At 44.0% G+C, this 26,197-nt stretch carries 23 protein-coding genes; 16 read left to right on the plus strand and 7 right to left on the minus strand.

The annotated features are described in order from the left end of the window. Positions 1-86: 86 nt before the first annotated feature. Complete coding sequence (recQ, locus tag BLT07_RS18930) at positions 87-2,282, minus strand: DNA helicase RecQ (RefSeq protein WP_091873743.1); 2,196 nt, start codon at positions 2,280-2,282, stop codon at positions 87-89. Positions 2,283-2,567: 285 nt separating this feature from the next. On the opposite strand from recQ, the gene BLT07_RS18935 reads away from it, so the two are divergent. The 3 genes from BLT07_RS18935 (at position 2,568) to lptB (ending at position 5,301) form a co-directional block, all read left to right on the plus strand. Next, complete coding sequence (locus BLT07_RS18935; protein WP_091873662.1) at positions 2,568-3,533, plus strand: KpsF/GutQ family sugar-phosphate isomerase; 966 nt, start codon at positions 2,568-2,570, stop codon at positions 3,531-3,533. 9 nt (positions 3,534-3,542) lie between these two features. After that, entirely contained in the window at positions 3,543-4,397 is an 855-nt protein-coding gene (gene tatC / locus BLT07_RS18940) for a twin-arginine translocase subunit TatC (RefSeq protein ID WP_091873664.1), read from the plus strand. A gap of 163 nt (positions 4,398-4,560) precedes the next feature. Further along, a complete protein-coding gene (gene lptB, locus BLT07_RS18945; protein ID WP_091873747.1) occupies positions 4,561-5,301 on the plus strand; it encodes an LPS export ABC transporter ATP-binding protein in 741 nt (246 codons plus the stop codon). A 68-nt stretch (positions 5,302-5,369) separates the two neighbouring features. Here the strand turns inward: lptB and BLT07_RS18950 are convergent, their stop codons facing one another. Beyond that, positions 5,370-6,122, minus strand: a complete 753-nt coding sequence (locus BLT07_RS18950) for a CDP-alcohol phosphatidyltransferase family protein (protein WP_091873668.1) — start codon at positions 6,120-6,122, stop codon at positions 5,370-5,372. Between the two features lie 116 nt (positions 6,123-6,238). Here BLT07_RS18950 and BLT07_RS18955 point away from each other — a divergent pair, with 116 nt between their 5' ends. From BLT07_RS18955 to BLT07_RS18990, 9 genes are all read left to right on the plus strand, one after another. Further along, entirely contained in the window at positions 6,239-7,417 is a 1,179-nt protein-coding gene (locus tag BLT07_RS18955) for an Lnb N-terminal periplasmic domain-containing protein (protein WP_091873673.1), read from the plus strand. A 116-nt stretch (positions 7,418-7,533) separates the two neighbouring features. Then, the gene (locus BLT07_RS18960; protein WP_091873676.1) at positions 7,534-9,411 is read left to right on the plus strand and encodes an ABC-F family ATP-binding cassette domain-containing protein; all 1,878 of its coding nucleotides are present in this window, start codon (positions 7,534-7,536) and stop codon (positions 9,409-9,411) included. A 111-nt stretch (positions 9,412-9,522) separates the two neighbouring features. After that, positions 9,523-10,026: a hypothetical protein gene (locus tag BLT07_RS18965; RefSeq protein WP_091873679.1), complete on the plus strand. Its 504-nt coding sequence runs from the start codon at positions 9,523-9,525 to the stop codon at positions 10,024-10,026. A 30-nt stretch (positions 10,027-10,056) separates the two neighbouring features. After that, positions 10,057-10,203, plus strand: coding sequence for a hypothetical protein (locus tag BLT07_RS21120; RefSeq protein ID WP_175455371.1), 147 nt, complete (start codon positions 10,057-10,059; stop codon positions 10,201-10,203). Positions 10,204-10,294: 91 nt separating this feature from the next. Further along, positions 10,295-10,876, plus strand: a complete 582-nt coding sequence (locus tag BLT07_RS18970; protein WP_091873682.1) for a cob(I)yrinic acid a,c-diamide adenosyltransferase — start codon at positions 10,295-10,297, stop codon at positions 10,874-10,876. A gap of 152 nt (positions 10,877-11,028) precedes the next feature. After that, complete coding sequence (locus BLT07_RS18975; RefSeq protein ID WP_013994285.1) at positions 11,029-11,253, plus strand: DUF2795 domain-containing protein; 225 nt, start codon at positions 11,029-11,031, stop codon at positions 11,251-11,253. A 367-nt stretch (positions 11,254-11,620) separates the two neighbouring features. Next, positions 11,621-14,983 (plus strand): preprotein translocase subunit SecA, encoded by a 3,363-nt coding sequence (gene secA / locus BLT07_RS18980; protein ID WP_091873685.1) that lies wholly within the window; start codon positions 11,621-11,623, stop codon positions 14,981-14,983. Positions 14,984-15,255: 272 nt separating this feature from the next. Further along, the gene (locus BLT07_RS18985) at positions 15,256-16,464 is read left to right on the plus strand and encodes a sensor histidine kinase (RefSeq protein WP_091873689.1); all 1,209 of its coding nucleotides are present in this window, start codon (positions 15,256-15,258) and stop codon (positions 16,462-16,464) included. 63 nt (positions 16,465-16,527) lie between these two features. Then, positions 16,528-17,742, plus strand: coding sequence for a sensor histidine kinase (locus BLT07_RS18990; protein ID WP_091873752.1), 1,215 nt, complete (start codon positions 16,528-16,530; stop codon positions 17,740-17,742). An 11-nt stretch (positions 17,743-17,753) separates the two neighbouring features. On the opposite strand, the gene BLT07_RS18995 is transcribed toward BLT07_RS18990, so the two are convergent. Both BLT07_RS18995 and BLT07_RS19000 read right to left on the minus strand, forming a co-directional pair. Further along, complete coding sequence (locus BLT07_RS18995) at positions 17,754-18,008, minus strand: hypothetical protein (protein ID WP_091873692.1); 255 nt, start codon at positions 18,006-18,008, stop codon at positions 17,754-17,756. Positions 18,009-18,264: 256 nt separating this feature from the next. Continuing rightward, positions 18,265-18,504 carry a hypothetical protein gene (locus BLT07_RS19000; protein WP_091873696.1) on the minus strand — a complete coding sequence of 80 codons (240 nt, stop codon included), beginning with the start codon at positions 18,502-18,504 and terminating at the stop codon, positions 18,265-18,267. 268 nt (positions 18,505-18,772) lie between these two features. Between BLT07_RS19000 and BLT07_RS21125 the strand changes: the two genes are divergently transcribed. After that, positions 18,773-18,946 (plus strand): hypothetical protein, encoded by a 174-nt coding sequence (locus BLT07_RS21125; protein WP_175455372.1) that lies wholly within the window; start codon positions 18,773-18,775, stop codon positions 18,944-18,946. Between the two features lie 22 nt (positions 18,947-18,968). Here BLT07_RS21125 and BLT07_RS19005 read toward each other — a convergent pair whose 3' ends face one another. Both BLT07_RS19005 and BLT07_RS19010 read right to left on the minus strand, forming a co-directional pair. After that, entirely contained in the window at positions 18,969-21,470 is a 2,502-nt protein-coding gene (locus BLT07_RS19005; protein WP_091873756.1) for an ABC transporter permease, read from the minus strand. A 50-nt stretch (positions 21,471-21,520) separates the two neighbouring features. Beyond that, positions 21,521-22,210, minus strand: coding sequence for an ABC transporter ATP-binding protein (locus tag BLT07_RS19010; protein WP_091873700.1), 690 nt, complete (start codon positions 22,208-22,210; stop codon positions 21,521-21,523). 93 nt (positions 22,211-22,303) lie between these two features. Between BLT07_RS19010 and BLT07_RS19015 the strand changes: the two genes are divergently transcribed. Then, positions 22,304-23,011 carry an arylesterase gene (locus BLT07_RS19015; protein ID WP_091873759.1) on the plus strand — a complete coding sequence of 236 codons (708 nt, stop codon included), beginning with the start codon at positions 22,304-22,306 and terminating at the stop codon, positions 23,009-23,011. Positions 23,012-23,074: 63 nt separating this feature from the next. On the opposite strand, the gene BLT07_RS19020 is transcribed toward BLT07_RS19015, so the two are convergent. Then, the gene (locus BLT07_RS19020; RefSeq protein ID WP_091873703.1) at positions 23,075-23,320 is read right to left on the minus strand and encodes a hypothetical protein; all 246 of its coding nucleotides are present in this window, start codon (positions 23,318-23,320) and stop codon (positions 23,075-23,077) included. A gap of 457 nt (positions 23,321-23,777) precedes the next feature. On the opposite strand from BLT07_RS19020, the gene BLT07_RS19025 reads away from it, so the two are divergent. Together BLT07_RS19025 and msrA are read left to right on the plus strand one after the other, a co-directional pair. Continuing rightward, positions 23,778-25,091 (plus strand): invasin domain 3-containing protein, encoded by a 1,314-nt coding sequence (locus BLT07_RS19025; protein WP_091873706.1) that lies wholly within the window; start codon positions 23,778-23,780, stop codon positions 25,089-25,091. A gap of 158 nt (positions 25,092-25,249) precedes the next feature. After that, positions 25,250-25,933: a peptide-methionine (S)-S-oxide reductase MsrA gene (msrA, locus tag BLT07_RS19030; protein WP_091873709.1), complete on the plus strand. Its 684-nt coding sequence runs from the start codon at positions 25,250-25,252 to the stop codon at positions 25,931-25,933. Positions 25,934-26,197 lie beyond the last annotated feature (264 nt).

Here is a 26,197-nt window from a genome sequence, read left to right on the forward strand (position 1 = left end):
GGCCGATTTTTTTATGATTGATTATGTGATTTAGTGTCGAACATCTTGAAACCATCCATACAAATACGTTAGGTCAACAGAAATAGTTAATTCGCCACCTCGCTAATAAATTTCAAGCGATAAAGTCGCAGCTCATCGTCTTCATAATCGCCATCGAATTCTTCCATGGCTTCGTCGATATCGTCGGTTTCGGCCTCTAGGAAATAATCGTGGATTTCTTCTTGTTGTTCCTCATCCAAGACCTCATTGATCCAATAATTGAGATTCAATTTGGTACCACTATATACGATTTGCTCCATTTCTTGTATGAGTTCCGGTATTTTGAGTCCCTTTGAAGACGCTATATCCGTCAGTGGAAGTTTCCGGTCCACATTTTGAATAATGTACAGCTTTAAACCGGAATTCGCACCTGTACTTTTGACCACTAGGTCATCGGGACGAATAATATCGTATTCCTCAACATAGTTGGCAATGAATTCGATAAAGGGTTTTCCATATTTTTTGGCCTTCCCTTCCCCTACCCCATGAATATTGGTCAATTCTTCGCGAGTGATGGGATATTTCATCGCCATATCGTCTAAAGAAGGATCTTGAAAGATCACGAACGGAGGTACGCCCAATTTTTTCGCCTGGGCTTTGCGAAGATCTTTCAGCTGTTTCAACAATTTTTCATCGGTGACACCCGCCTTTATGCTACTTACAATGTCATTGACCTTTTCCTCGCTATAGGTATGGTCCTGCGTCATCATGAAAGACTCAGGAGTATTTAAATAGGACGCCCCCTTTTCAGTTACATGCAAAATTCCATATTGTTCGATTTCCTTTTTGAGGAGGCCGGCCACCAACACTTGACGTATCAAAGCCATCCAATAACTCTTGTCCTTATCGGCGCCGATACCGAAAACGGACTTCTCATCCGCTTTATGCGATGAGACCAGGGCATTGACCTTTCCGGTGAGCGTTTTGACAATTTCTTTGGACTTGAACTTTTCGCTGGTCTCTTTGACCGTTCGTATAAGTTTTACGACGTCGTCTTTGGCTTCTTGCTTTTCTTTGGGATTCTGGATGTTATCATCCATATCGGCTCCCTCGCCATTTACCTCATCGAATTCCTCACCGAAGTAATGCAGCATAAATTTTCTACGGCTCATCGAGGTTTCGGCATAGGCCACTACTTCCTGTAATAGGGCACTACCGATTTCCTGTTCCGCCACCGGTTTGTTGGATATGAACTTTTCCAACTTTTCGATATCCTTGTAGGCATAAAATGCCAGACAATGTCCTTCGCCACCATCCCTTCCGGCACGACCCGTCTCCTGATAATAGCTTTCGATACTTTTCGGGATGTCGTTATGGATAACGAAACGCACGTCGGGCTTGTCGATACCCATTCCGAAAGCGATGGTTGCAATGACCACATCGACATCCTCCATCAAGAACATATCCTGATATTTAGATCGTGTCTTGGCATCAAAACCGGCGTGATAGGGTACTGCACTCACCCCGTTTACCTGTAAAATCTGGGCCAGCTGCTCCACACGCTTTCTACTGAGACAGTAAATGATGCCAGATTTTCCCGCATTCTTTTTAACGAACCGAATGATATCGGAATCGACATCGGCGGTCTTGGGCCGAACCTCATAATAGAGATTGGGCCGATTAAATGATGCTTTGAATGTTTTTGCCTCGGGTATTCCTAAATTCTTTAGAATATCTTCCTGCACCTTGGGCGTAGCCGTTGCGGTAAGCGCGATAATGGCCATGGTCGGGTTCAACCGATCGACTATCGACCTAAGATTCCGGTATTCGGGCCTAAAGTCATGGCCCCATTCTGAAATACAATGGGCTTCGTCGACGGCGATAAAAGACAGTTTTACCGATTTCAAAAAATCGACGTAATCTTCTTTGGTCAAGGATTCGGGAGCCACGTAGAGCAGTTTGGTAATACCGTCGCTAATGTCCTGTTTTACCTGTTTTACCTCACTTTTGGTAAGGGAGGAGTTCAGTACATGGGCGATACCATGATGGGAGGAAATTCCCCTAATGGCATCGACCTGATTTTTCATAAGGGCAATCAATGGCGATACAACGATTGCCGTACCTTCTTGAATCAGGGCCGGAAGTTGATAGCACAAAGATTTACCACCGCCCGTGGGCATAATGGCAAAGGTATTGTTGCCCTGGACGATGTTTGTAATTACATCTTCTTGAAGGCCCTTAAAATCGGAAAAACCAAAATATTTTTTAAGGGAGGCGTGTAAATCCGTTTTGTGCAACGGCATATTGTTATTTGTCATTGTTATTACTAAAAGTCAAGGGATTAAGTTACGTATTTTTGATTGGTCGACCTACGACTTGTTCATAATTTATTTTCTTTCAAAAGGGGTACTTTGCTGTCCTGTGAAATTGATTATGTAATTTTGTACGGATACATAAATCGTTTCGACAACTTTTTAAAGATAAAACAAACTTTTAAAATCCATTTTATTTTTTGGATAGTTTTAGCAAACTATTGGATTCTTAGTACGTAAATATCTAGAACAAAAACACCTAATATTGATCGTGATTTGACCGATACCCAAAGTATTCTTGCCATAGCCAAGAGAACCATAGAGACCGAGAGTGCCGCCATCAGCCATCTGTCGACGCTGGTCAACGAAAAATTCGCCGATGCGGTAAACTGTATTATCTCGTCAAATGGAAGGGTAATCGTTTCCGGAATCGGTAAAAGTGCTATTATAGCCGCAAAAATCGCCGCGACCTTAAACTCTACGGGAACCCCCGCTATATTCATGCATGCGGGCGATGCCATTCACGGCGACCTCGGCACCATTCAAGAAAACGATGTCGTAATCTGTATCTCCAGAAGCGGTAGTACGCCGGAAATTAAGATGCTGGTACCCTTGATAAAACGGGGTAAAAATAAACTCATAGGAATGACCGGCAATCCCGATTCGTTCTTGGGGCAACAAGCGGATTTTGTACTTAATACTTTCGTAGAAAAGGAAGCCTGTCCCAACAATCTAGCCCCTACAACCAGTACCACTGCGCAATTGGTCATGGGCGATGCCCTTGCTATCTGTCTCTTGGAAATCAAGGGGTTCAGCAGTACCGATTTTGCCAAATACCATCCCGGTGGTGCCTTGGGTAAGCGCCTGTATCTTAGAGTCTCCGATATTGTCGCCACTAACCAGAAACCTGAAGTGGATATCAATACTCCGGTCAAACAGGTAATCGTAGAGATTTCCGAGAAAATGCTGGGGGTTACCGCAGTAATCCAGAATGAGGAGATTGTGGGCATCGTAACCGACGGAGACATTCGAAGAATGCTCAACAAATATGATAATATTAGCGGTCTTATTGCTAAGGATATTATGACCTCGAACCCAAAGACCATACCGGTTGAAGTGCTTGCCATCGAGGCTTTGGAACTGATGCAGAACAAGGGCATCTCACAATTATTGGGCGTGGACGGTAAAAAATATAGCGGTGTTGTACATTTGCACAATCTAATCAATGAAGGTATCCTTTAACTAAGCGCCATGGCAAAAACCAATACCAAATCTCCCGACGAAATGTCGTTCCTAGACCATTTGGAGGAGCTGCGCTGGCATCTGATCCGTTCGGTCCTAGCGGTCGTCATTCTGGCCACAGTCGCTTTTGTATTCAGTAGGTTTATTTTCGATGTCATTATTTTCGGGCCATCGCGAATGGATTTCCCCACCTACCAATTCTTTTGCGATATTGCTACCTCCTTGGGTTTTACTTCCGATTTTTGTAAGGACGAGCTACCCTTTACTATACAGAGCCGTACTATGGGCGGACAGTTCTCCGCCGATATCTGGACCTCCATTTATGTCGGATTCATTATAGGATTTCCTTATGTACTTTATGAGCTTTGGAAATTTATCAGTCCCGGACTTCATCCCAAAGAGAGGCAGCATTCCCGAGGATTTATTTTCGTTGCCTCGATGTTGTTCTTTATGGGAGTACTTTTCGGCTACTACATCGTTGCACCACTTTCCATTAACTTTTTAGGCACCTATCAAGTCAGCGAGATTGTACTCAACGAATTCGACTTAAGTTCATATATAAGTACGGTAAGGGCAGCCGTCATTGCCTGTGGCGTTCTTTTTGAGCTACCTATCATCATTTACTTTCTGACCAAGGTCGGTATCGTAACCCCGGAAATTCTCAAAAAATACCGAAAAATTGCAATGGTCGTCGTATTGATTCTCTCGGCGGTCATCACGCCCCCAGATGTCGCCAGCCAGATTATCGTGGCCGTACCTGTACTCATGCTGTATCAAGTAAGTATCACTATTTCGAGAATGGTATTGAAACGGGAAGCTAAAAAAGAACGTCGGGCAAAGGCCAAGTCGGTGGTAAAGAAGTAGTCCGTAGCAGTTGCGGTAAATGATTTCTTTTCTAATTTCATAAACCAATAAACCTAGAAAGAATTTTAACCTTGAATTTTGAACAGCTCCGCGGAGCGATTGCACTTTGAATTTTTTGAACTTGCCCCGAAATTTCGGGGGGATTGAACTTGAACTTTGCCAAATGAAACTAAGAGCCGAGAATATCATGAAATCCTACCGAGGGCGTAAAGTCGTCAAGGGTATTTCCTTGGAAGTCAATCAAGGGGAGATCATCGGACTTTTAGGCCCCAATGGCGCGGGAAAGACGACCTCTTTCTATATGATTGTCGGCCTGATAAAACCTAACGGTGGAAATATTTACTTGGATGGGACGGATATCACTAAATTCCCCATGTACAAAAGGGCACAGAATGGTATCGGTTATCTGGCCCAAGAAGCTTCTATTTTTCGAAAACTGAGTGTAGAAAAGAATATTTTGAGCGTACTGCAATTGACCGATCTCAGCAAAAAGGAGCAATTGATGAAGATGGATGGGCTGATCGAGGAGTTTGGTCTCGGCCACATCCGTAAAAACCGGGGCGACCTACTTTCCGGGGGCGAGCGGCGACGGACGGAAATCGCCCGCGCCCTGGCCACAGATCCAAAATTTATTCTGTTAGACGAACCTTTCGCAGGTGTCGACCCAGTTGCGGTCGAGGATATTCAACGGATTGTTGCCCAATTAAAAAATAAGAACATCGGTATTCTCATCACTGACCACAACGTACAGGAAACCTTGGCCATTACCGAAAGATCATATCTCATGTTCGAGGGCGGCATCCTAAAATCAGGCCTGCCCGAAGATCTGGCGGCCGATGAAATGGTACGGAAAGTGTACTTGGGAAAAAATTTCGAGCTGCGGAAGAAGAAGTTAGATTTTTAAGGGGGGCCTTATGTCTTTCCCCTTTTCAAACTTTCCCCTTCTCAAACTTTTCCATTCTCCTCAACTTTTCAACTATCCCCAAAATTCGCCAGCACCGAACTCAAAACATAAAACACAATAATTATCGGAACCGCCAGAAACTGCAACGTGACCAATAATACTAGGCTGATGATAATGAATATGTAACGCATGGCATTATCCTTAAAGCCCCAATTCTTGAACTTTAGGGCGAAAAGCTCGATTTTAGCATTTAATAGGTAGGTGCTCAATAGGGTTAGACCTATTAAAAACCATTGGTTCAAGATGATTCCGTTTAAGACGTCGTTTTTCTGATACAATAGAATAAGGGGTAGCGATAGAATCAACAGCGCATTCGCTGGCGTTGGCAGGCCGATAAAAGAAGCCGTCTGGTTCTCGTCGATATTGAACTTGGCCAAGCGATAAGCGGAGGCCAGGGTGATAAGAAAACCAAGTAATGGCAACGGATGAAATATCATGGAAAGTCCGTATTCGGAGCTGTGATAGCCGAACATATCGCCAGCGTTCCACCCACCTGTCAGAGACATTCCGAGCAACTGGAACATCACGATACCCGGCACCAATCCACTTGTAATCACGTCCGCCAACGAATCGAGTTGCAGGCCCAGTTCGCTTTTCACGTTCAAGGCCCGCGCGGCGAGGCCATCAAAAAAATCGAAGAATATCCCCAAAAATACAAAAATAGCAGCCAGTTCCAGTCGATTCAGCACGGCGAATACAGTCGCGATGCAGCCGCAGAAAACGTTGAGCAGGGTAATCAGGTTGGGAATGTGTCTTTTCATCGGAATGTAGTATCGGTGAAAGGTTAATTATCGTAAAAATAATACAATTTCCCCTGAATCATGCCAGCCCATAATTTATTCGGATATTTGCTCCGTATAATTTTTCTAGGATTACCATGCAATTGAAAAATATCTTTTTTATACTATTTCTTAGTCTTTCGATGGTCGGTCGGGCGCAGAAAATCGAACTGTCGCCACTTTCCGAAATCAGTGTACTTACTGCGGGTTCGGGCAGTGAGCTGTATTCTTCCTTTGGCCATAGCGCCATTCGGGTACAGGATCCGACCTTGGGCATCGACTCCGTATATAATTATGGGGCGTTCGATTTTACCACGCCTAATTTTTACACCAATTTTGCGCGGGGCAAACTAAACTACACCCTAGACCGGCAACGTTTCCCCTATTTTTTGTTGGGATACGACTATGAAAAACGTTGGGTAAAGGAACAAACGCTCCATCTTACATTAGATGAGCGAAAAGCACTTTTCCAATTTCTAGAAACGAACTATCTACCGCAGAATCGAGATTATAAATATGACTTCTTCTACAACAATTGCGCAACCAAAATTTGGGATGTGCTCAAGAAAGTTTACGGGGACCGGCTCGTGTTCGATGAAAATTATCTGAGCGAAAGCTACACCCACAGAGAGCTCATCCATCAAAATGTACCGTCCAACTCTTGGTCCGGTTTTGGCATCGATCTGGCACTCGGCTCCGTAATCGACGATATCGCAACGCCTAAAGAGCACATGTTCTTGCCGGAGTTTATTATGAAACAATTGGGCAAGGCACAACTGGGAACAAAATCCTTGGCGGCCGAACCGGAGGAAATTCTGAGCTTTGAACCCGTGGACAATCGACCGCCGTTTTTCCTTTCCCCCGTTTTTTGGTTGTCGCTATTTCTCGTCAGCATCTTGATATGGACCTATCTTGATTTTAAGTCCAATACCCGACGCCGCTGGCTCGACTTTATTCTTTTCTTTACTACCGGCATTGTTGGCGTGGTCATCATATTCCTTTGGTTTTTTACCGACCATACCGCCACCGCGGGCAACTTCAATATCTTATGGGCTTTTCCGCTCAACTTGATCGTTGCCTTCATCGCCGCACAAAAAAGGGGACCGAACTGGGTCGCCAAATACGCCCTTTTTTTATTGGCCCTACTTGGCCTTACCCCTGTGTTGTGGGTGTTCGGCGTACAGGTGTTCTCGCCGCTGTTGATTCTGGTATGGTTGGCCTTGGGCGCCCGATACTTCTTTCTTTTTTGGTCGTACCAAACGCCAAAAATCGCATAGCGAAAGCACTATGCACTAATAGACATAGGTTTTAAATAATGAGTAAAATCACAGTACAAAAAATTCTAAGTAACTGCTCTAAATTCTCAAGTTCTAACTATAATTGAAACCAATACATGAATCTTCTTTCCGTAGAAAATATTACCAAATCCTTCGGGGAGCTCGTGCTCTTCAAAGACCTTTCCTTTGGCATCAACAAAGACCAAAAAATCGCCTTGATCGCCAAAAACGGAACGGGCAAAACATCCATTCTTCGTATTATGTCGGGTGCCGATACACCGGATAGCGGACAGGTCAACTACCGAAAGGGCATCCGTATGTCTTTTTTGGAACAGGAACCCGACCTTGATCCGAAGCTGACGGTCGAAGAAACGATATTTGCTTCTGATAACGAGATTCTTAAAGTAATCCATGCGTATGAAAAGGCTTTGGAGAATCCCGAGGATGCAGATGCCTACCAATCCGCTTTCGAAGGAATGGAGCGCTTTAACGCCTGGGATTTTGAGACACTCTACAAACAAATCCTTTTTAAGCTAAAACTGGAAGACTTAAACGCCAAGGTAGAAAAGCTTTCCGGGGGGCAAAAAAAACGCCTAGCCCTGGCGAACGCCCTTATCAATAAGCCAGATCTATTGGTGCTCGACGAGCCGACCAACCATTTAGATCTGGAGATGATCGAGTGGCTGGAGGACTATTTCGCCAAGGAAAACATGACCTTGTTCATGGTCACCCACGACCGTTTTTTTCTGGAACGGGTGTGCACGGAAATCATAGAGCTCGACCACGGACAACTGTACCCGTACAAGGGTAATTATAGCTATTATTTAGAAAAAAAGGAAGCGCGGATCGAACAGGAATCCGCAGAACAGCACAAATCGGAGCAACTCTTCAAAAAAGAACTGACCTGGATGCGCAAACAGCCCAAGGCGCGAACCACGAAGTCAAAATCGCGTATTGAGGATTTTCAGGAGATAAAGGCCAAGGCCAGCCAACGCCGCAAAGAGCACGAGGTGCAGTTGGAAATCAACATGGAACGGGTGGGCAGCAAGATTCTCGAATTGCATAAAATCTCAAAATCATACCCCGATAAACCGATTCTCGACCAATTCGAATACACGTTTACCAAGGGTGAGCGGATCGGCGTCATCGGCAAGAACGGGACGGGTAAGTCCACCTTTCTGAACATTCTTACCGGCACGGACCAACCCGATGCCGGCAAGGTAGTGGTTGGGGAAACCACCAAATTCGGCTATTACACCCAAACGGGTATCGAAATAAAGGCGGGCCAAAAAGTAATCGATGTCATCCGCGATTTCGGGGATTTCATTCCACTAAAGAAGGGCCGCCAAATTTCGGCCCAGCAATTGCTCGAACGTTTTCTGTTCGACCGCAAGAAACAGTATGATTTTGTGGACAAACTAAGCGGCGGAGAGCGCAAACGACTGTATTTATGCACGGTACTCATCCAAAATCCGAATTTCCTGATTTTAGATGAACCTACCAACGACCTCGACATCGTAACGCTGAACGTCTTGGAAAGTTTTCTGTTGGATTTCCCCGGATGTCTTATTGTAGTCTCCCACGACCGCTATTTTATGGACAAGATCGTGGATCACCTCTTCGTTTTTCGAGGGGATGCCGTAGTAGAGGATTTCCCCGGCAACTATTCCGATTATCGGGTCTATGAAGACAGCAAGGTGATTGAAGAACGCAAAGAAAAATCCAACGCTAAAGCCACTTCAGAGGATAAAATTACCCAAATACCTAAGAATTCCAAAGCTAACCTGACCTATCTGGAACAAAAAGAGCATAAAAATTTGGAGAAGGACATCCAAAAGCTGGAAAAAAAGAAAACGGAAGCCCAGCAAAAGTTCGCCGACCCCGGACTATCGGGTGAGGACATCGATAAGCTGTCCATCGAACTCCAAGAAGTTTTGGATGCCATCGAAGCCAAAACGGAGCGTTGGTTCGAGCTGTCGGCCATGTTGGAATAAAGGCCACACGACGACGCCCCGGCGTATTGCCGCCACAGCATACCTCTCTCAAAAAGGTCCGTCAGGCGTACAGAAAAATGGAGGAAACCCAATACGAAAATTGATAGCGCCGTGCAAAACTTCCTAAACTACCTAAAATTCCTACTGACCGCTACCAATCAGCACGGCGTTCACTCTCCTTTCGTTTATAATTATGTTACGAAATGCCTGTATTCCAAATCCAAGTATGGCAAAGTCAGATCACTGAACATCCTATTAAAAAGTATCGCCTATTTTAAGGCGGAACGAGTATGGCTTCCGCCTCAAAAAGACGGTATCCAAAAAGAGATACGGCGCATATTCCCCTCGTTGCAGTTTGAAAACGGGCCGTATGACGTTCTGTTTGCAAATCCATCCGAAGCCGAAAAACTAATCCGTGGGACATACGAAGAAAATAAAATCCACAATACTACCTTATTACTTATTGATGGCATTCATGCGAACCACACGAACCTTTCTTTTTGGAAAAAAATCACGAACCATCAAAAAGTAACGGTGAGCGTAGATATGTTCCATTGCGGGGCAGTATTCTTCCGAAAGGAACAAGCCAAGGAACATTTCAAAATACGGATTTGAAGTCGTAACTTTATCTTTCAGAATTTTGTCATGGGCAAGTATACAATTTACGCGGTTTTGGGGATACTTTTTGTGGTATACCTATTTGTTACGTTTTCCAACCGAAGAAGTTCGAACCGCCGCAAAGACCATAAGTTTATGGAAGGCTATAAGCGCCGGGACGAGGAGAAGAAATAGGTAGTTGCTGTAATTTGTTTTTTCAAAACCTATAAACTCATAAACTTCTTTCACTAAACCCATCAACTTCTAAACTCCTAAATTTCCTTTCATGAAAATTTACACAAAGACCGGGGACGATGGAACTACGGGACTGATCGGTGGCACCCGAGTAAAAAAACACCATATCAGGATAGAAAGTTACGGTACGATCGACGAACTGAACTCATGGCTCGGCCTAATCCGTGACCAAGAAATTGACGCCTCTATAAAAGATGTACTGACCAAAATTCAGAAAAAACTCTTCATCATAGGTGCCATCTTAGCGACAGATCCCGAAAAAGCGTTATTAAAAAACGGAAAAAAACGTCTGAATATCGCCGAGGTTACGAAGGCCGACATCCGTTTTTTAGAAAATGAAATAGACAAAATGGACGCATCGTTACCCCAAATGACCCATTTTATATTGCCCGGAGGTCATACCACCGTGTCATACTGTCATATTGCGCGAACGGTCTGCCGCAGGGCCGAACGCATGTGTACCTTACTTCAAGACAATGCCCCGTTCCATACAACAGTATTACAATATATCAATCGACTTTCGGATTTCCTTTTTGTACTGGCACGAAAATTGTCGCTAGAACTGCAGGCTGTAGAGATACAATGGATACCGGAGCGCAACGATACCGAATAAAAGTGGAAATCGTTTTGGTTTTCTCCAATAAATTCTTTATTTATCCGTTATCGCAGTATTATACTAACAAATTTTAGCAGAAAGTGTCAATTTTACTTGCCCATGTGCTTTTTAAAATTACTTTTGCAAAAAATTAAAATCACACCACTAGCATGTATTGGACATTAGAATTAGCGTCGTATCTAAGCGATGCACCCTGGCCGGCAACAAAAGACGAATTGATCGATTATTCCATTCGTACCGGAGCGCCATTGGAGGTTGTAGAAAACCTACAATCCATGGAAGAGGAAGGCGGAGAGATATACGAATCCATCGAAGAAATCTGGCCCGATTACCCTACCGAAGAAGATTACCTCTGGAACGAGGACGAATATTGAAACCATCATTCCGTTAATTCAAATAAAAAAGCCGCTTGTGTGGCTTTTTTTTATGGACTCGTTTGAACTTTTTATTTAAAACTGGTATTATCGGATTTTGTGACCAAATAAAGTCATTTTATACCCGTATAACAGGGCTTCGGTGGCAAAAAATGAGGAAATAGAAGGGCAGAATTTGATATTCGGAGGTAAAAGAAAAGGTTTAAACGAGTTCTTTATGTAATTTTGGCAGCAATTCAATTGTTTTTTCACGAATTCCATTGTTGGAATACCTTTTGTTGATATAGCACAACCATAGTCAAAAACGGATACTTCGCCGCTTACCTTAACATTCCAAACAAAGCGGTTTAATATTAATCATCATAAAATGAGTCTTTTAAATTCGGTCATCAAGATATTTGTAGGGGATAAATCAAAAAAAGATGTACAGGCGCTACAGCCTTTAGTCGAGCAAATAAAATCTTTTGAACAACAATTGGAGTCTATCAGCAACGACGAACTGCGAGATAAGACGAATACCTTCAGGCTAAAGATAGCGGAGGATATCAGTGAGATCACACAACAGATCCAGGCCTTGGAGGAGGAGGTAAAAGCATCCGACGATATCGATAAAAACGAGGATATCTACGCGGAAATTGACAAGCTCCAGGAAGAAGCCTATAAATTCACGGAAGAAACCTTGAACGAAATTTTACCGGTCGCCTTTGCCGTGGTGAAGGAAACTGCAAAACGCTTCGTTAACAACGAGACCTTAACCGTAACCGCCTCGGAATATGATCGGGAACTTTCCGGCACAAAAGACTATGTTACCCTGGATGGTGAATCGGCCATCTGGAAAAATTCTTGGGATGCCGCCGGTAAAGAGGTCACTTGGGATATGGTACATTACGATGTACAGCTGATCGGGGGAATAGCGATGCACCAAGGCAAAATTGCCGAAATGCAGACGGGTGAAGGTAAAACATTGGTCGCTACCCTTCCCCTCTACCTCAACGCCCTCGCTGGCAAAGGAACCCATTTGGTAACCGTAAACGATTATCTGGCCAAAAGGGACAGTGCCTGGATGGCGCCGATTTTTCAATTCCACGGCCTTTCGGTAGATTGTATCGACCACCACCGGCCAAATTCCGCCGGAAGAAGGGCCGCCTATAATGCCGACATCACCTATGGTACGAATAACGAATTCGGTTTTGATTATCTGCGCGATAACATGGCGCACAAGCCTCAAGATATCGTGCAACGTCCACATCACTACGCCATCGTCGATGAGGTCGATTCTGTTTTGGTAGATGATGCACGTACCCCTCTTATTATTTCAGGACCGGTACCCGAAGGCGATCGCCATGAATTCAACGAACTGAAACCAAAAGTAAACGACATTGTCAATAAACAGCGCCAACATTTGACCCACGTTTTGGCCGAAGCAAAAAAACTGATTGCAGAGGGCGACACCAAAGAAGGTGGTTTTCAATTGTTAAGAGTACATCGTGGTTTGCCCAAGAATAAACCCTTGATTAAATTCTTGAGTGAAGAAGGGGTTAAACAGCTCTTACAGAAGACCGAGAATTACTACATGCAGGACAATAATCGCGAAATGCCAAAAGTCGACGAAGACCTGCTTTTCGTAATCGATGAAAAGAACAACCAGATTGAGCTTACCGATAAGGGCGTCGATTATATTTCGGGGGAACAAAACCGTGATTTCTTTGTCATGCCGGATATCGGTGGTGAAATCGCCAAAATCGAAAGCCAGAATCTCGGAATCGAAAAAGAGGCCGAGCTAAAGGAAGAACTTTTCAAGGATTTCGGCATCAAGAGTGAACGTATACACACTATGAGCCAATTGTTGAAGGCCTATACCCTTTTTGAAAAGGATGTGGAATATGTGGTGATGGAAAATAAGGTCATGATTGTAGACGAACAGACCGGCCGTATAATGGACGGTCGCCGCTATTCCGATGGCCTGCATCAAGCCATCGAGGCCAAAGAGAACGTAAAGATCGAAGCCTTGACCCAGACGTTCGCCACGGTCACTTTACAGAACTATTTTAGAATGTACAAAAAGCTGTCCGGTATGACCGGTACGGCTGTCACCGAAGCAGGGGAACTTTGGGAAATCTATAAGTTGGATGTCATGGAAATCCCGACCAACCGCCCTATTGCCCGTGATGACAGAAACGATTTGATCTATAAGACCAAACGCGAAAAATATAATGCAATCATTGATCAGGTGACGGAGCTTTCACAAGCTGGGAGACCGGTGTTGATCGGTACGACTTCTGTTGAAATCTCGGAGCTTTTATCACGTATGCTGAACATTCGAAAAGTGGATCACAACGTGCTCAACGCCAAACTCCATAAAAGGGAAGCCGATGTTGTCGCAGAAGCCGGTAAAACGGGGGTAGTAACTATTGCTACCAACATGGCCGGTCGGGGTACGGATATCAAACTTTCCAAGGATGTGAAAAAAGCAGGCGGACTCGCCATTGTAGGTACCGAACGCCACGATTCCCGTCGTGTGGACAGGCAGTTGCGAGGGCGTTCAGGTCGTCAAGGTGATCCCGGAAGTTCTCAGTTCTACGTATCTCTCGAAGACAACCTCATGCGCCTTTTCGGCTCGGAAAGGGTCGCTAAAATGATGGACAGGATGGGCCTTGAAGAAGGTGAGGTCATTCAACACGGTATGATGACCAAATCTATAGAACGTGCCCAGAAAAAAGTAGAGGAAAACAACTTCGGCGTGCGTAAACGTTTATTGGAATATGATGATGTAATGAACGCCCAGCGTGAGGTCGTCTACAAAAGAAGGCGTCATGCCCTGCAAGGCGAACGTCTTAAGGTCGATATCGCCAATATGATCTATGATACCTGTGAGGCCATTACCGAAACCAACAAGGCCGCTAACGACTACAAGAATTTCGAGTTCGAACTTATCAAGTATTTTTCGATTACCTCCCCAATCGAAGAAGCGGAATTTACAAGAATGGGCGCTCGCGAAATCGCGACCAAAATATATGCTGAAATCTACCAACACTATCAGGAAAAAATGCAGCGCAACGCTGCTACCGCTTTTCCGGTTATCAAGAAAGTGTACGAAGACAACGCCAACAAATTCGAAAGAATCGTTGTACCGTTTACAGATGGCGTAAAGACGCTTAATGTCGTCACCGACTTGCAGAATGCTTATGAAAGTGCCGGAAAGGTATTGGTTACCGATTTCGAAAAGAACATCTCACTGGCCATCATCGACGAATCTTGGAAGACCCATCTACGCAAGATGGACGAGCTCAAGCAATCGGTTCAGCTAGCGGTACACGAACAAAAAGATCCCTTATTGATTTATAAATTCGAGGCCTTTGAACTTTTTAAGGTTATGATCGACAAGGTAAATAAAGAGGTCGTTTCCTTTCTTTTCAAAGGAGAACTGCCCAGTGGCAACCCCAATGCCATTCAGGAGGAACGAAACCTACGCCGTCCTAAGGAGGAATTACAGACCAGTAAGGCAGAAATTCCCAATAGCGATGAGCTTGCCGCCCAAAACCGTGCAGCCGGGCAAACACAGGGCCAACGGCCGCAGGTTACGGAAACTATCGTTCGCGAGCGGCCAAAAATAGGACGTAACGAAAGAGTAACCATTAAGAATGTATTGTCGGGCGAGAACAAGACCGTAAAATACAAACAGGCCGAGCCCTTAATCGACAAGGGGGAGTGGGTTTTGACCGAGGATTAAGAAATAGATATTGAAAAACTTAACGGCAATCTCTCAAAAGATTGCCGTTTTTTCTGTTAAATACCAAAAGTATTGAACTACCTAAAATCAAAAAGATATAATTTCCTTCTTATAAATCCCCAATATCCTGCACTTTCTGACATACATATAAGATATTTCTGAATAAAGTTCCAGTTATTATCTGGATTGACGTAACTTAACAAAGTGTGAAGGGTTTTTCGTTAGCTCTTTTAGGCGCTTTCGCACGGTTCTATCCAAAACGAAGCGATGCCATGAACAAAATTCAATATAAAACGGACGATCAGACGCGACTAATGTTCCGGTTTGTATACGTTTCAACGACCTTGACCGCAATATTGGGTGTATTTTGCTTGTATCCCCTAAAAATTTACGGGGTAGTGCCCTTTGCGTTTTTTGTTTATAGTGTCTTGAATCTCTTCAATATTTCCTGGTTTAAAAAGCGGGGGAATTTGAAAGCTACCGCAATACGTTCCGGCGTTATTTCCTTACTGGTTACCATAGCCATTATACTCTATAGTGGTGGTATCGCCAGTCCGTTTATCTTTATTCTGGGCGTAATAGTTCTAGGGGGCTATGCGGGCGCCCGTATTTTCGGCACCATTTATTTGAATGCGGTAATTTTAATCATAGTGCTGATTTATGCTGTTGGCGAAGCCCAGTTTTCCTTTATTATAAATGATGTTCCAACGGAATCGAAACCGCATTTCAGTCTAATATCCCTTCTATTTGCCGTATACCTGGTAGGTGGTGTTTTTGGAAAGACGCTTCTAAGGGCGCACGAAGCCTTGAACCGGTCAAAAGCGGAAATAGAAATACGGATTATGGAGAAGGAACTGCTTTTGCGGGAAGTACACCATCGAGTAAAGAACAATTTACAGACCGTTTCGAGCCTACTAAGCCTTCAGGCAAAAAATTCCGCCAACGATAAAATCAAGGAATTGATACACAGTAGCCAGAACAGGGTCATTTCGATGGCCATGATCCATGAGATGCTTTATATACGGAACAATCTTTCAAAAATCGAGTTTCGGCCCTACGTACAGGAACTGACCGATTATCTTATGAATTCCACTGATTGCAAGAACAAAAACATTCGCATAAAGCTACACATACCCGAAGTAGCGCTGTGTATTGACACCGCAATTCCCTTGGGACTTGTCATCAATGAAGCAGTGACAAATTCCCTCAAATATGGATTTATAGACAATGGAACCGGCCAGATTGACATCAGCCTAAAAAAAGAGGATGCAAAAAACGCATACGTTTTAGGCATTAAGGATGATGGCATCGGTTTTTCGGAAGAATTGAATTTTAAGAATACCAAATCATTAGGGCTTAAACTGATCCATAACCTGGCCAGGCAACTTAGGGGATCGGTAAAACGCAACTCTTTTGCAAAGGGCACCGAATACCAAATCGCCTTTCTAGATGTCGATAGGCATCTGGTGCATGGCAACTAAAGCGCGCCACGAATTTCAGCAAGACCTTGTATGGGTAATGTAAAATTCAATATCTTTAACGCTATGCAAAAAAACTTACAACTGGAAGAACGCCTTAGAGATAAGACCCGTTTGGTCATAAAGGTCAATTATTTCAGTTCGATATTTGCGTTGATTTTTTGCTGTATCTGTTTGTTCTTATTGGATATAACCCGCGTTATTCCCTACGTATTCCTGATTTTCGGTGTCCTTAACTTGATCAATACCATTCTTTTTAATTACCACCGCAGTCTGACCTTGACCTATAATATCGTGTCGATAATGACTTTGACCGGGGCAAGTATTATTACGCTATATAGTGGGGGTATCAACAGTCCGTTTATTTTCGTGCTTGCCCTGATAGTTGTAGCTGGCTATGTGACCACCAAGGCATATGGAACTCTTTATTTGAACCTCAACCTGCTGATTATCGTCCTGATCTATTCGCAGAGCATCGTCGATTTTAGTTTCGTCTCTAATGTGATTCCCGAAAAATCACGGAATATATTTGCCCTGATCAGCGTTCTTTTTTCCGTCTATCTCTTGGGAGGTGTATTCGGCAAGAACCTTTTGCACGCCCATCACAATCTCTACAAGACTAAAAACGATCTCGAGGAAAAAATCAATGAAAAGGAAACCTTGATCAAAGAGGTACACCACAGGGTCAAAAACAACCTACAGACCATATCAAGCTTATTAAGACTGCAATCGCGCAGCATTGCGGACAAAGAGGTCAAAAGTCTTCTAAAAAGTAGCCAGAACCGGATTATTTCAATGGCCATGATCCATGAAATACTTTATATGCGTGAAGATCTTTCAAGAATCGAGTACAAATCATATGTACAAGAACTGGGGGAATATCTGATACGTTCGGTTAAGGGTACTAGCAGCAATATTACCTTAGATATAGACATTCCTGAGGTAAAGCTCAATATCGACACTGCCATTCCCTTGGGCCTTTTAATAAACGAAACCGTGACCAATGCTTTAAAGTATGGTATTATTGACGAAAACAAAGGTGAAATATGTATCAAATTACGTAAGGGCGATGACAATGAATTTCTATTGAATATCGGGGACGACGGTATCGGATTCGCGGAAAATATTACGTATAAAAATTCTAAATCGCTTGGTTTGAAATTGATCCACAACCTGGTACGCCAGTTGCAGGGCTCCATAATCCGTGATTTTTCCAAAAATGGGACACACTATATCGTCAAGTTCAAGGAGGTAGGAAATAAAATGCCTTCTGTCGCGTAAGATACTCGACCTTATACCCATTTAGCCGTGCTGTGTTTTGTATCGAATGTCAAAGCCTTCTTGACCCTCGCATTTTGAAATTTGTACAAACGGGCTAAACCGTTTTCGGTGCCAACCTTAGTTTGCGAAGCACTGCTAATACTGTCAGTGCCACTACCCAGAACAATACCCATTTCAATACTATTAATTTTACCATCAGTTTCCGTATTTGCCAGAGCCAGGGCTCCGAAGATTAGAACAAAAAATAAGGTCGAAATAGCTTTCATGTGTAAGTTTTAGGTTACATAAATATAATGTGAAAAAGATATTCGGCCCGATGTTGTCCGTTGAAAACCAGTGTTTTTCGGTATAATGAAGAATCAACGGTAAACGGTAAAAAATGTTGGATGAGCGTACTGGGACGTCGAAACCGATTAACGATGGGATGTGTTTTTAAACGTTGATTTTTCTCAAAAAAATACCATGCAATGGGTGCATGGCGGTTAAAGTATGGTGTAAAGCCCATTTCGTTTAGCAGAATGCTTACGACATCTTGGCACGGTTCGCCTTGGTATAAAAAGTAAGTTCTTTTTTTACCCTGGTATTAGAACGCTTATACAAACGGGCGATCTCTGTGGCAGATTGAAAAGGTATTGCTTTAAAAGAGGATTCGGTAACGATAGTCATTTCGACCCCATCGACTTTTACGTCATCAGTTGCATTTTGGGCTTGTGCGTTAACTCCGATAAAAAGAACAAAAATTAAAGTAGCGATAGTTTTCATGACTTGCGTTTTTATATAAGTAGAACGCAGTATACCCTATTTTACAGAGTTGTAAATCGTTGAAAAACACGTCATTTTCGGTAATCGGCACCACTCCGGTCAAAGGGTCAAAACCTGCCGTTAAACGGATTTAGGTTCGAAAACACTTTATCGGAACAGGGTGTATTTTAACCGATTCTGTTCTTGAAAATAAAAGGTAAAGCATGAATTTTTGAAAGTTTTATCGACACTTGTGACCCCTATTTAATTTTTTTCTACTTTTGATGCTATGGATTTAAAGAAAATTTTCGGTACCGTTTTAACGGTATTGGGCATCGGCGGCCTCGTATACACAGCAATACTTTTCGCCAATGACTCGGGCACTACGAAAATGCTGTTCGTATATGGTATTCTAGGAGCTATATTCTTCTTTTCGGGGGTCGGCCTGGTAAAAAAGGGGTAGAGCGGGGTTAGTTAACAGCCTCTTAAACGCCTTCCTTTCGCAAAACTTCCAAAGGCGGACTTTTCAGAACACTGCGACTGTTCAGCAATCCAATGGCAAGAACTAGGGCCGTGATTCCAGGCAAAACGATTAGAAACGGCACCCATGAGGGTACAAAGGCGGTCTCGAAGACAAAGAGCGCCAGCAATTGGCTACCGATTAACGACAGTAGAATGCCGATACTGCTCCCCAAAACACCGAGATACCCATATTCCAAAGCGGTAATTTTTAAGATCTGTTTGCTTTTGGCCCCTAAGGTCCGAAGCAGAACACTTTCTCTGATGCGCTGATACTTGCTGGTACGTACGGAACCAATGAGCACGATGATACCGGTGAGGATGCTAAAGAAGGCCATGAAATTGATGACCCATGAAATTTTTCCGAGAATAGCGTCCACGACTGTCAATAGCTGTCTAAGATCTAGTATGGAGATGGTCGGGAATTCTTTTACCAGCTCCCGCTGTAAGGAAGCTGACGTGCTTTCGTTCGGCGTATTGGTGGTCAAGACCCGAAATTGAGGAGCGCTTTCCAGAACACCGGTCGGAAATACCACCGAAAAGTTCAATTGCATCCGCCCCCAATCCACCGCACGGATACTGGCTACTTCGGTTTCCATCAACATGCCCTGTACATTGAAAACGAGCTTATCCCCTACCCCGACCTCGGCATCACGGGCTACATTATCGGAAAGGGAAACGGGTACGACATTTTCCTCTTTAGATTTGGCGGGCCAACTTCCGGCCTCCAAGGTTTCGGAAGCGATCAACGAATCGCGATACGTGACTCGAAACTCATGGTTCAGTATCCACCCGTTAATAGTCGAAGCAGTATCCAAACGGATTTCATTTACTGAACGGTCCTTTATTTTCTGCATTCTCATGGTTACGATGGGGATGTTGTTCAGTAGTGGCAATCCCTTTTCCGTAATCCGGCTTGCAGCGGCATACTGTTGTTCGGGCTGTACATCCAATAAAATCAGGTTGGGTGCCTTTTCATTGGCTTCCAACGAAGTTTTCGCCAAAAGGATATCCTTGGAAAAATATAAGGTACTGATCAAAAACGTACCCACACCGATGGCCAGAATCAAAACCATGGTCTGATTATTGGGCCTAAAAAGATTTAAAAGGCTTTGCCGCGCCGTAAAGCCCCAAGACGCCGGAAAGTATTTTTTTATCGCTTTCATAAAGAGATTCGCAACCCCGCCCAACAGGGCGAAAACTATCAAAATACCCGCTGCGAAAGACAGGGCGTACTTCCAGTTGCCCAACAACCAAAAAGAGAAGAGAAAAATAAATACCATGATGGCCGACAGCACCAAAATATTGGCTTTACGAGATTTTTGGCTTCCATTTTCCTGAATGCGCAATACCTGGAGCGGCGACACATACCACGTGCTTAAGAGCGGCGATAGGGCAAACAATACCGACATGAACAACCCGAGTAGCAGCCCCATAAGAATTGGCGCCACGGACAGGGAAATTTGGACATCGAAAGGTAAAAAGCCTTGTAGCAGCAAAGGAAACGATTGTTGTATGAGCAATCCCACCAAGGTTCCGACCAGTCCACCGATAAGACCCATTCCCGCAATCTGTATGAGGTAGATCAAAAATGTTTGCTTACGACTGGCCCCGATACATTTGAGTACGGCGACGGACTGCAATTTTTCTTTAATATAGATATGTACCGAACTGGCGATACCCACACAACCCAATAATAAGGCAATAAAAGCGACCAAATTCAGAAACTTACCGAAGTTTTCATAACGGCGGCCCAAACGCTGGCCGGTAGAAGTATGCGTGTCGAGATCGGCATTTTCAGCATCGAGCAATGGATCAACCTTGTCCTCCAAAGCCTCGAGATTCTGATCGAGCTTAGCCACAAAATAAAAGTCGTAGCCGACCCGGCTACCAATTTGTACCAATCCACTTGCTTCAATAAAACGATAGGGAATCAACACCGGTGGTGCAACGGAGGCTGAAACCCCCGTACTTCCCGGTGCGGAAATCAAAGTACCTGCAATAGGCAAAGAAATATTTCCTATGGAAATGGAATCGCCGGGTTTTAAATCGAACTGCAACATTAAGGTCGCATCGACCAGTGCCTTGCCCGATTGTTGATATTCCGTGGCCGCGGAGACGGGGTCGGTTTCCAGTTCTCCATAAAAAGGAAACTTGCCGTCAATACCCTTAACATTTACCAATTTGGTATTTCCGCTTTTCGGGAAAACGGCCATGGATGGAAAACCGACACTCTTGGCATCGGCCCCGCCCAGCGAATCAATGATCTGTTGCACCCTTTCATTAGGAGGCTGATTACTGTCGATGATAAAATCCGCTCCCATCAAGGCTTTGGACTGGAGTTTTATATTTTCCTTTAAATTTTCGCTGAAGGATTGGATGGAAACCACTGCGGCGATACCCAGAATAATGGAAGCCATGAACAGTACCAAGCGTTTGCCACTGGCCTTACCGTCGCGCCACGCCATTTTAAGTAGCCAGTTCAAGTTCGTTTTGGTCGAATTGCCCTTATCGTCTTTCACAAGTGTACGGTGCTTTCGTTGGCAATAATCTTTCCACCTCTTAATCGCAGGATGCGTTGGTTTCTTTGGGCCAATTCCAGATCGTGCGAAACGATGACCAGTGTGGTATTGGCTTCTTGGTTCAGCTCGAATAGCAGCTGCACGACTCTTTCACCGGTTTCCTCATCAAGGTTCCCGGTAGGTTCATCGGCAAATAATATGGAAGGATTGCTTGAAAATGCCCTGGCCAAAGCAACTCGCTGCTGTTCACCGCCGGAAAGCTGGGAGGGATAATGGTGGGAACGATCCGCCAAACCGACCTTGTCCAACAAATCCATGCCAGATTTACCCGGGTTTTTAATCCCCTGCAATTCTAAGGGTACGATTACATTTTCTAAGGCCGTTAAGGTGGGCAACAGCTGAAAGTTTTGAAAAATAAACCCGACTTCCCGATTGCGCAACGCGGCACGTTCGTCTTCGTTCAGGGTCGACAAGTCGATACCGCAAAGGGCCACCGAACCGGAATCCGCTCGGTCGAGACCGGCACAAAGTCCCAATAAAGTGGTCTTACCACTGCCCGAAGGCCCCACAATAGCAAACGTTTCCCCTTCTTCGATATCGAAGGTGATATCGTCTAAGACCGTTAACTCTTTTGTGCCACTTGTATAGTGCTTCGCCAAATGGCTTACGTTTAATATCTTTGCCATGAAATTGCTTAATTTTCTTGTGTACCCGCCAGTTTATTGTCGGACAGAATCGGAAAAATAGGCAAATGATTCCGATTTTCAGACCCTATGGCTATGCAGAACCTCTTAAAGTTTCGTTATATTTTACTGGTGGCATTCCTCGTGTCATGTGGGGATGCCCCGAAAAAGGAAGCCGATCCAGCGCCGGCCAAAACCGAAGACGCCATCACTAAGGCCGCTGAAATATCCGACGAAAAGATCATCCTTTTTTTTGGCAATAGCCTCACCGCGGGCTACGGTCTCGATACGGAAGAAGCTTTTCCTGCATTGATTCAAAACCGGTTGGATTCGTTGGCCCTGAATTATACCGCCATCAATTCGGGACTGAGTGGGGAAACCACCTCGGCCGGACTCAACCGGCTCGACTGGGTACTCAATCAAAAAGTAGCCGTTTTTGTATTGGAACTGGGGGCCAACGACGGACTTCGCGGTATTCCCATAAAGGAAACCCGTGCAAATCTTCAAGCTATAATCGATTTGGTACGCAAAAAAAATGCCGATACGCAGATTGTTTTGGCGGGCATGCAGATTCCTCCGAACATGGGCCAGACGTACGCTAGCGAATTTCAGGAGATTTTTCCGGACTTGGCAGAAAAGAACGATATAAAACTGATTCCCTTTTTATTGGAAGGTGTCGCGGGCCATCCCGACCTAAACCAAGACGACGGAATTCATCCTACACCAGAAGGACAACTCATCGTAAGGGATAATGTCTGGGATGTTTTAAAGGATATTGTTCAGAAAGAAACAGTGTTGAACTAAATGAACAGTACAATCTGCGCATTTCGCAAGAGGCATTTCGCTTAACGCACTTTGTAACACCTTTTACACCCACTTCATGTATTTCTTTTTTGGGGTAAAGGAAAGTTCCCTGCGGATGATATTCTCTTTCATCTTATACAGGATAGCCGTTTTGTTTTCAATAACGGGCGAAGGCTCGGAACCCTGCAATGGAGGTAGCGTCTTTTCAAGCGGTATCGTATCGATTTCAATGATTTGAGGACGCTGGACTTTGGCGATTGCATTTAAACTGAAGAAAAGTATGGTTACCAAAGTCAAGATTAATCGCATAGTCCATTATTTTAAAACAGTTACCCTATACTAACGGCACCTATGAATTTTTAATAGGTATTTTTCGTTAAAGGGTATGAAATTTCGGTAAAACGTAATAAATCGGATGAAATACAGTCGATGAGGTAGGGTAAAGGACAGACTCAGCTGTTAGTAATACAGTTTGCAATGTGTTAACTTACCTGTGTTAATAGATTAAAGGAAAAGCAAACAAATCAAAAATAATTGGGAAAAGATCCGTTTTATACTTGCTTCCGTATGTAACTTGCACTTTATTCGGAATAAAATTTTTCTTACAAAATATATTTGATTGCCCTATCGAAAACATCGGTATTTCATCGATAAAATGAAAATTAAATAGGCGAGCAACAAGGATTTCAATAATTTTGCTCCTTTAATAGTATTGTGAATTACCCTTTAGTAGTACAGTGATTTAATAACTTAAATGTAATAATCTATGAAACTCAAATTGTTTAAAAGGTACTTTCTGTTCGCGATTATGGCCGCCTCTTTTGCGGTGATACCAGTTGCCTGTAGTAGCGACGATCCCGGTACCGAACCCCCCGTAGTTGTTGACCCTATCGCCGATCCGACGAATGCCAACTCGACCATCGCAGCCAGTTCGCCAGTGGTCGCCGACGGGATGGCGACATCAACGGTGACCGTTAAGATTGCGGATACCGATGGAAAACCCTTTACTAAAAGTGCCGGCACGGTAGTTTTAAATTCGACCGGTTCTGCAACCTTATCCGCGGTAACCGATAATAACGATGGTAGTTATTCCGCCACGGCAACCAACACCGTCGCCGAAACAGTGACCATTTCCGGTACGTTGAAGGCTGTGGCCATTACTAAAACGGCCGAAATTGTCTTTGCGGCCGCTGCTGTCGTTGCTGGAGATCCCGATCCGACCAACGCCAATACAACTATCGATGCCACCGCAACGGCCTTGGTGGACGATGTTTCGACTTCAACGGTGACCGTACAATTGGCGGATGCCGATGGTATATTATTGGCCGTCAGCGGGGGTACGGTGACATTGACCTCCACGGGCTCTGCAACCGTATCTGCAGTAACCGACAATAACGACGGCACGTATACGGCTACCGTAACAAATGGAGTAGAAGAAAATATTACTATTTCGGGTACGCTTAACGATGTCGCTATTACCGATACGGTCGATATTACGTTCAATCCCGACGATTCGAATCCCGCCCAGGATGTAGGTCAATCGACTGTGCCCTTAGGACCTTCACTATTGCGGATCAACAGTGGTGGCCCTGAAGTTACTTTAGATGGCAATGTCTTCATGGCAGATCAGTATTTTGATGCCGCCAATACCGTAGCATATACTAATCCCCAAGTTACCGAAATAGCCGGCACCGATGACGATGCGCTTTATCTTACGGAAAGAATAACTTCTGATAACGCAGCAGGCGGTATTAAAGGCCCATTTTCTTATACTATTCCTATTAGCAATGGTACCTATTCCGTAAAACTCTATTTTGCGGAAATCTACTGGGGCAGTCCAAATCCCCAAGGTTTTGACGGTGATATAGGTAAACGAATCTTTAATGCAACAATAGAAGGAACTCAAGTTTTTACCGGATATGATCTTGTTAAAGACGTAGATCCTGCCACGGCCAGTGCAAGAATGTACGATATTGAAGTTACCGATGGCGAATTGAATATTTCGTTCGAAGCCACGGTCAACAAACCAAAAATATCGGGCATCGAAATACTTGGAACCGGTACGATAGAAGGAATGTAATATCTAATCAATCGATAATCGGTCCTTAAAGCGATCGATGGATTATAATTTACAATTGATTTAAAAGGACTGTCCGGAAAACTTCGGACAGTCTTTTTTTTTATGAACTTTTTGAGTAAGTTATCGTAAATAAAAGGACTAACAAAAAAAAGCTACAAATGAAAATATTTACTAAAACAGTACTTGCCCTTTCCCTTATATTAACCACTTCGTGTCAGTCCAATGTCAAAAGTAAGGCCGATACCCCAAAAAATGAAATGGCTCAGGTCGTCAAACCCACAGCCCAAGAATTAGACAAATACGAGACCGCTTATTTTGCGAGCGGCTGTTTTTGGTGCGTGGAAGCCATTTTCGAAAGTGTGAAAGGGATCAAGGAGGTTGTATCGGGCTACGCCGGGGGTACTCAAGAAAACCCCACCTACGAGCAGGTTGGTGCCGGGCAGACCGATCACGCGGAAGCAGTCAAAATTTATTACGACCCAAAGGTAATCTCGTTTACCGCCTTGGTACAGGTTTTTTTCGGTTCCCACGACCCTACCACCTTAAATCGACAGGGGCCTGATAGAGGGCGGCAGTATCGGTCTATTGCTTTTTATAAAAATGAGAAGCAAAAGGAAATCATAGAGGGTTACATCAAAGCTTTAAAAGACCAAAATGTGTATCAAGGGGAGCCGATTACTACCGAGGTGACGGCATTTACGAAGTTTTATGAGGCGGAAAAGTATCATCAGGACTATGAACGGAAGCATCCTAATAACTCGTATATCACTAATGTTTCGATTCCCAGATTGAACCGGTTCAAGGCCAATTTTTCGGAATATTTGAAAGCGGATGTTCATTAGCATCGATTTGCCCTGTCGGCGGAGCAGGGTGCAACGCTAATTGAAATTGAGAAGCAGGGTTTGGAACTGACAGAAAGCGAATCGAAGGTTCGAGATGAAAAAGTTCAAATCCGTAGTATTGAAAAAACCTGCCAATGGCAGGTTTTTAGATTTATATAACTTGGAGATTGGGTGTGTAAATTAAACTCTGTCCGGTTCATTTTTTCTCCATTCCAAAATTGGTCAGATCTTTTATCTGACCGGTTTTGGAATGCGACCTAGCGT

The sequence above is a fragment of the Pricia antarctica genome (assembly GCF_900101815.1).
Taxonomy (GTDB): Bacteria; Bacteroidota; Bacteroidia; order Flavobacteriales; family Flavobacteriaceae; genus Pricia; species Pricia antarctica.

Bases quoted from the DNA above. Each gene is read 5' to 3' on its own strand.
- BLT07_RS19015 (WP_091873759.1), top strand. From the start codon at position 22,304: ATGCAGAACCTCTTAAAGTTTCGTTATATTTTACTGGTGGCATTCCTC.
- BLT07_RS19000 (WP_091873696.1), bottom strand. From the start codon at position 18,504: ATGAAAACTATCGCTACTTTAATTTTTGTTCTTTTTATCGGAGTTAAC.
- BLT07_RS18970 (WP_091873682.1), top strand. From the start codon at position 10,295: ATGAAAATTTACACAAAGACCGGGGACGATGGAACTACGGGACTGATC.
- lptB (WP_091873747.1), top strand. From the start codon at position 4,561: ATGAAACTAAGAGCCGAGAATATCATGAAATCCTACCGAGGGCGTAAA.
- BLT07_RS18995 (WP_091873692.1), bottom strand. From the start codon at position 18,008: ATGAAAGCTATTTCGACCTTATTTTTTGTTCTAATCTTCGGAGCCCTG.
- BLT07_RS19025 (WP_091873706.1), top strand. From the start codon at position 23,778: ATGAAACTCAAATTGTTTAAAAGGTACTTTCTGTTCGCGATTATGGCC.
- BLT07_RS18955 (WP_091873673.1), top strand. From the start codon at position 6,239: ATGCAATTGAAAAATATCTTTTTTATACTATTTCTTAGTCTTTCGATG.
- BLT07_RS18985 (WP_091873689.1), top strand. From the start codon at position 15,256: ATGAACAAAATTCAATATAAAACGGACGATCAGACGCGACTAATGTTC.
- BLT07_RS19010 (WP_091873700.1), bottom strand. From the start codon at position 22,210: ATGGCAAAGATATTAAACGTAAGCCATTTGGCGAAGCACTATACAAGT.
- BLT07_RS19005 (WP_091873756.1), bottom strand. From the start codon at position 21,470: ATGGCGTGGCGCGACGGTAAGGCCAGTGGCAAACGCTTGGTACTGTTC.
- BLT07_RS21125 (WP_175455372.1), top strand. From the start codon at position 18,773: ATGGATTTAAAGAAAATTTTCGGTACCGTTTTAACGGTATTGGGCATC.
- recQ (WP_091873743.1), bottom strand. From the start codon at position 2,282: ATGCCGTTGCACAAAACGGATTTACACGCCTCCCTTAAAAAATATTTT.
- BLT07_RS18975 (WP_013994285.1), top strand. From the start codon at position 11,029: ATGTATTGGACATTAGAATTAGCGTCGTATCTAAGCGATGCACCCTGG.
- BLT07_RS18950 (WP_091873668.1), bottom strand. From the start codon at position 6,122: ATGAAAAGACACATTCCCAACCTGATTACCCTGCTCAACGTTTTCTGC.
- msrA (WP_091873709.1), top strand. From the start codon at position 25,250: ATGAAAATATTTACTAAAACAGTACTTGCCCTTTCCCTTATATTAACC.
- BLT07_RS18960 (WP_091873676.1), top strand. From the start codon at position 7,534: ATGAATCTTCTTTCCGTAGAAAATATTACCAAATCCTTCGGGGAGCTC.
- BLT07_RS18990 (WP_091873752.1), top strand. From the start codon at position 16,528: ATGCAAAAAAACTTACAACTGGAAGAACGCCTTAGAGATAAGACCCGT.
- BLT07_RS19020 (WP_091873703.1), bottom strand. From the start codon at position 23,320: ATGCGATTAATCTTGACTTTGGTAACCATACTTTTCTTCAGTTTAAAT.
- BLT07_RS21120 (WP_175455371.1), top strand. From the start codon at position 10,057: ATGGGCAAGTATACAATTTACGCGGTTTTGGGGATACTTTTTGTGGTA.
- secA (WP_091873685.1), top strand. From the start codon at position 11,621: ATGAGTCTTTTAAATTCGGTCATCAAGATATTTGTAGGGGATAAATCA.
- tatC (WP_091873664.1), top strand. From the start codon at position 3,543: ATGGCAAAAACCAATACCAAATCTCCCGACGAAATGTCGTTCCTAGAC.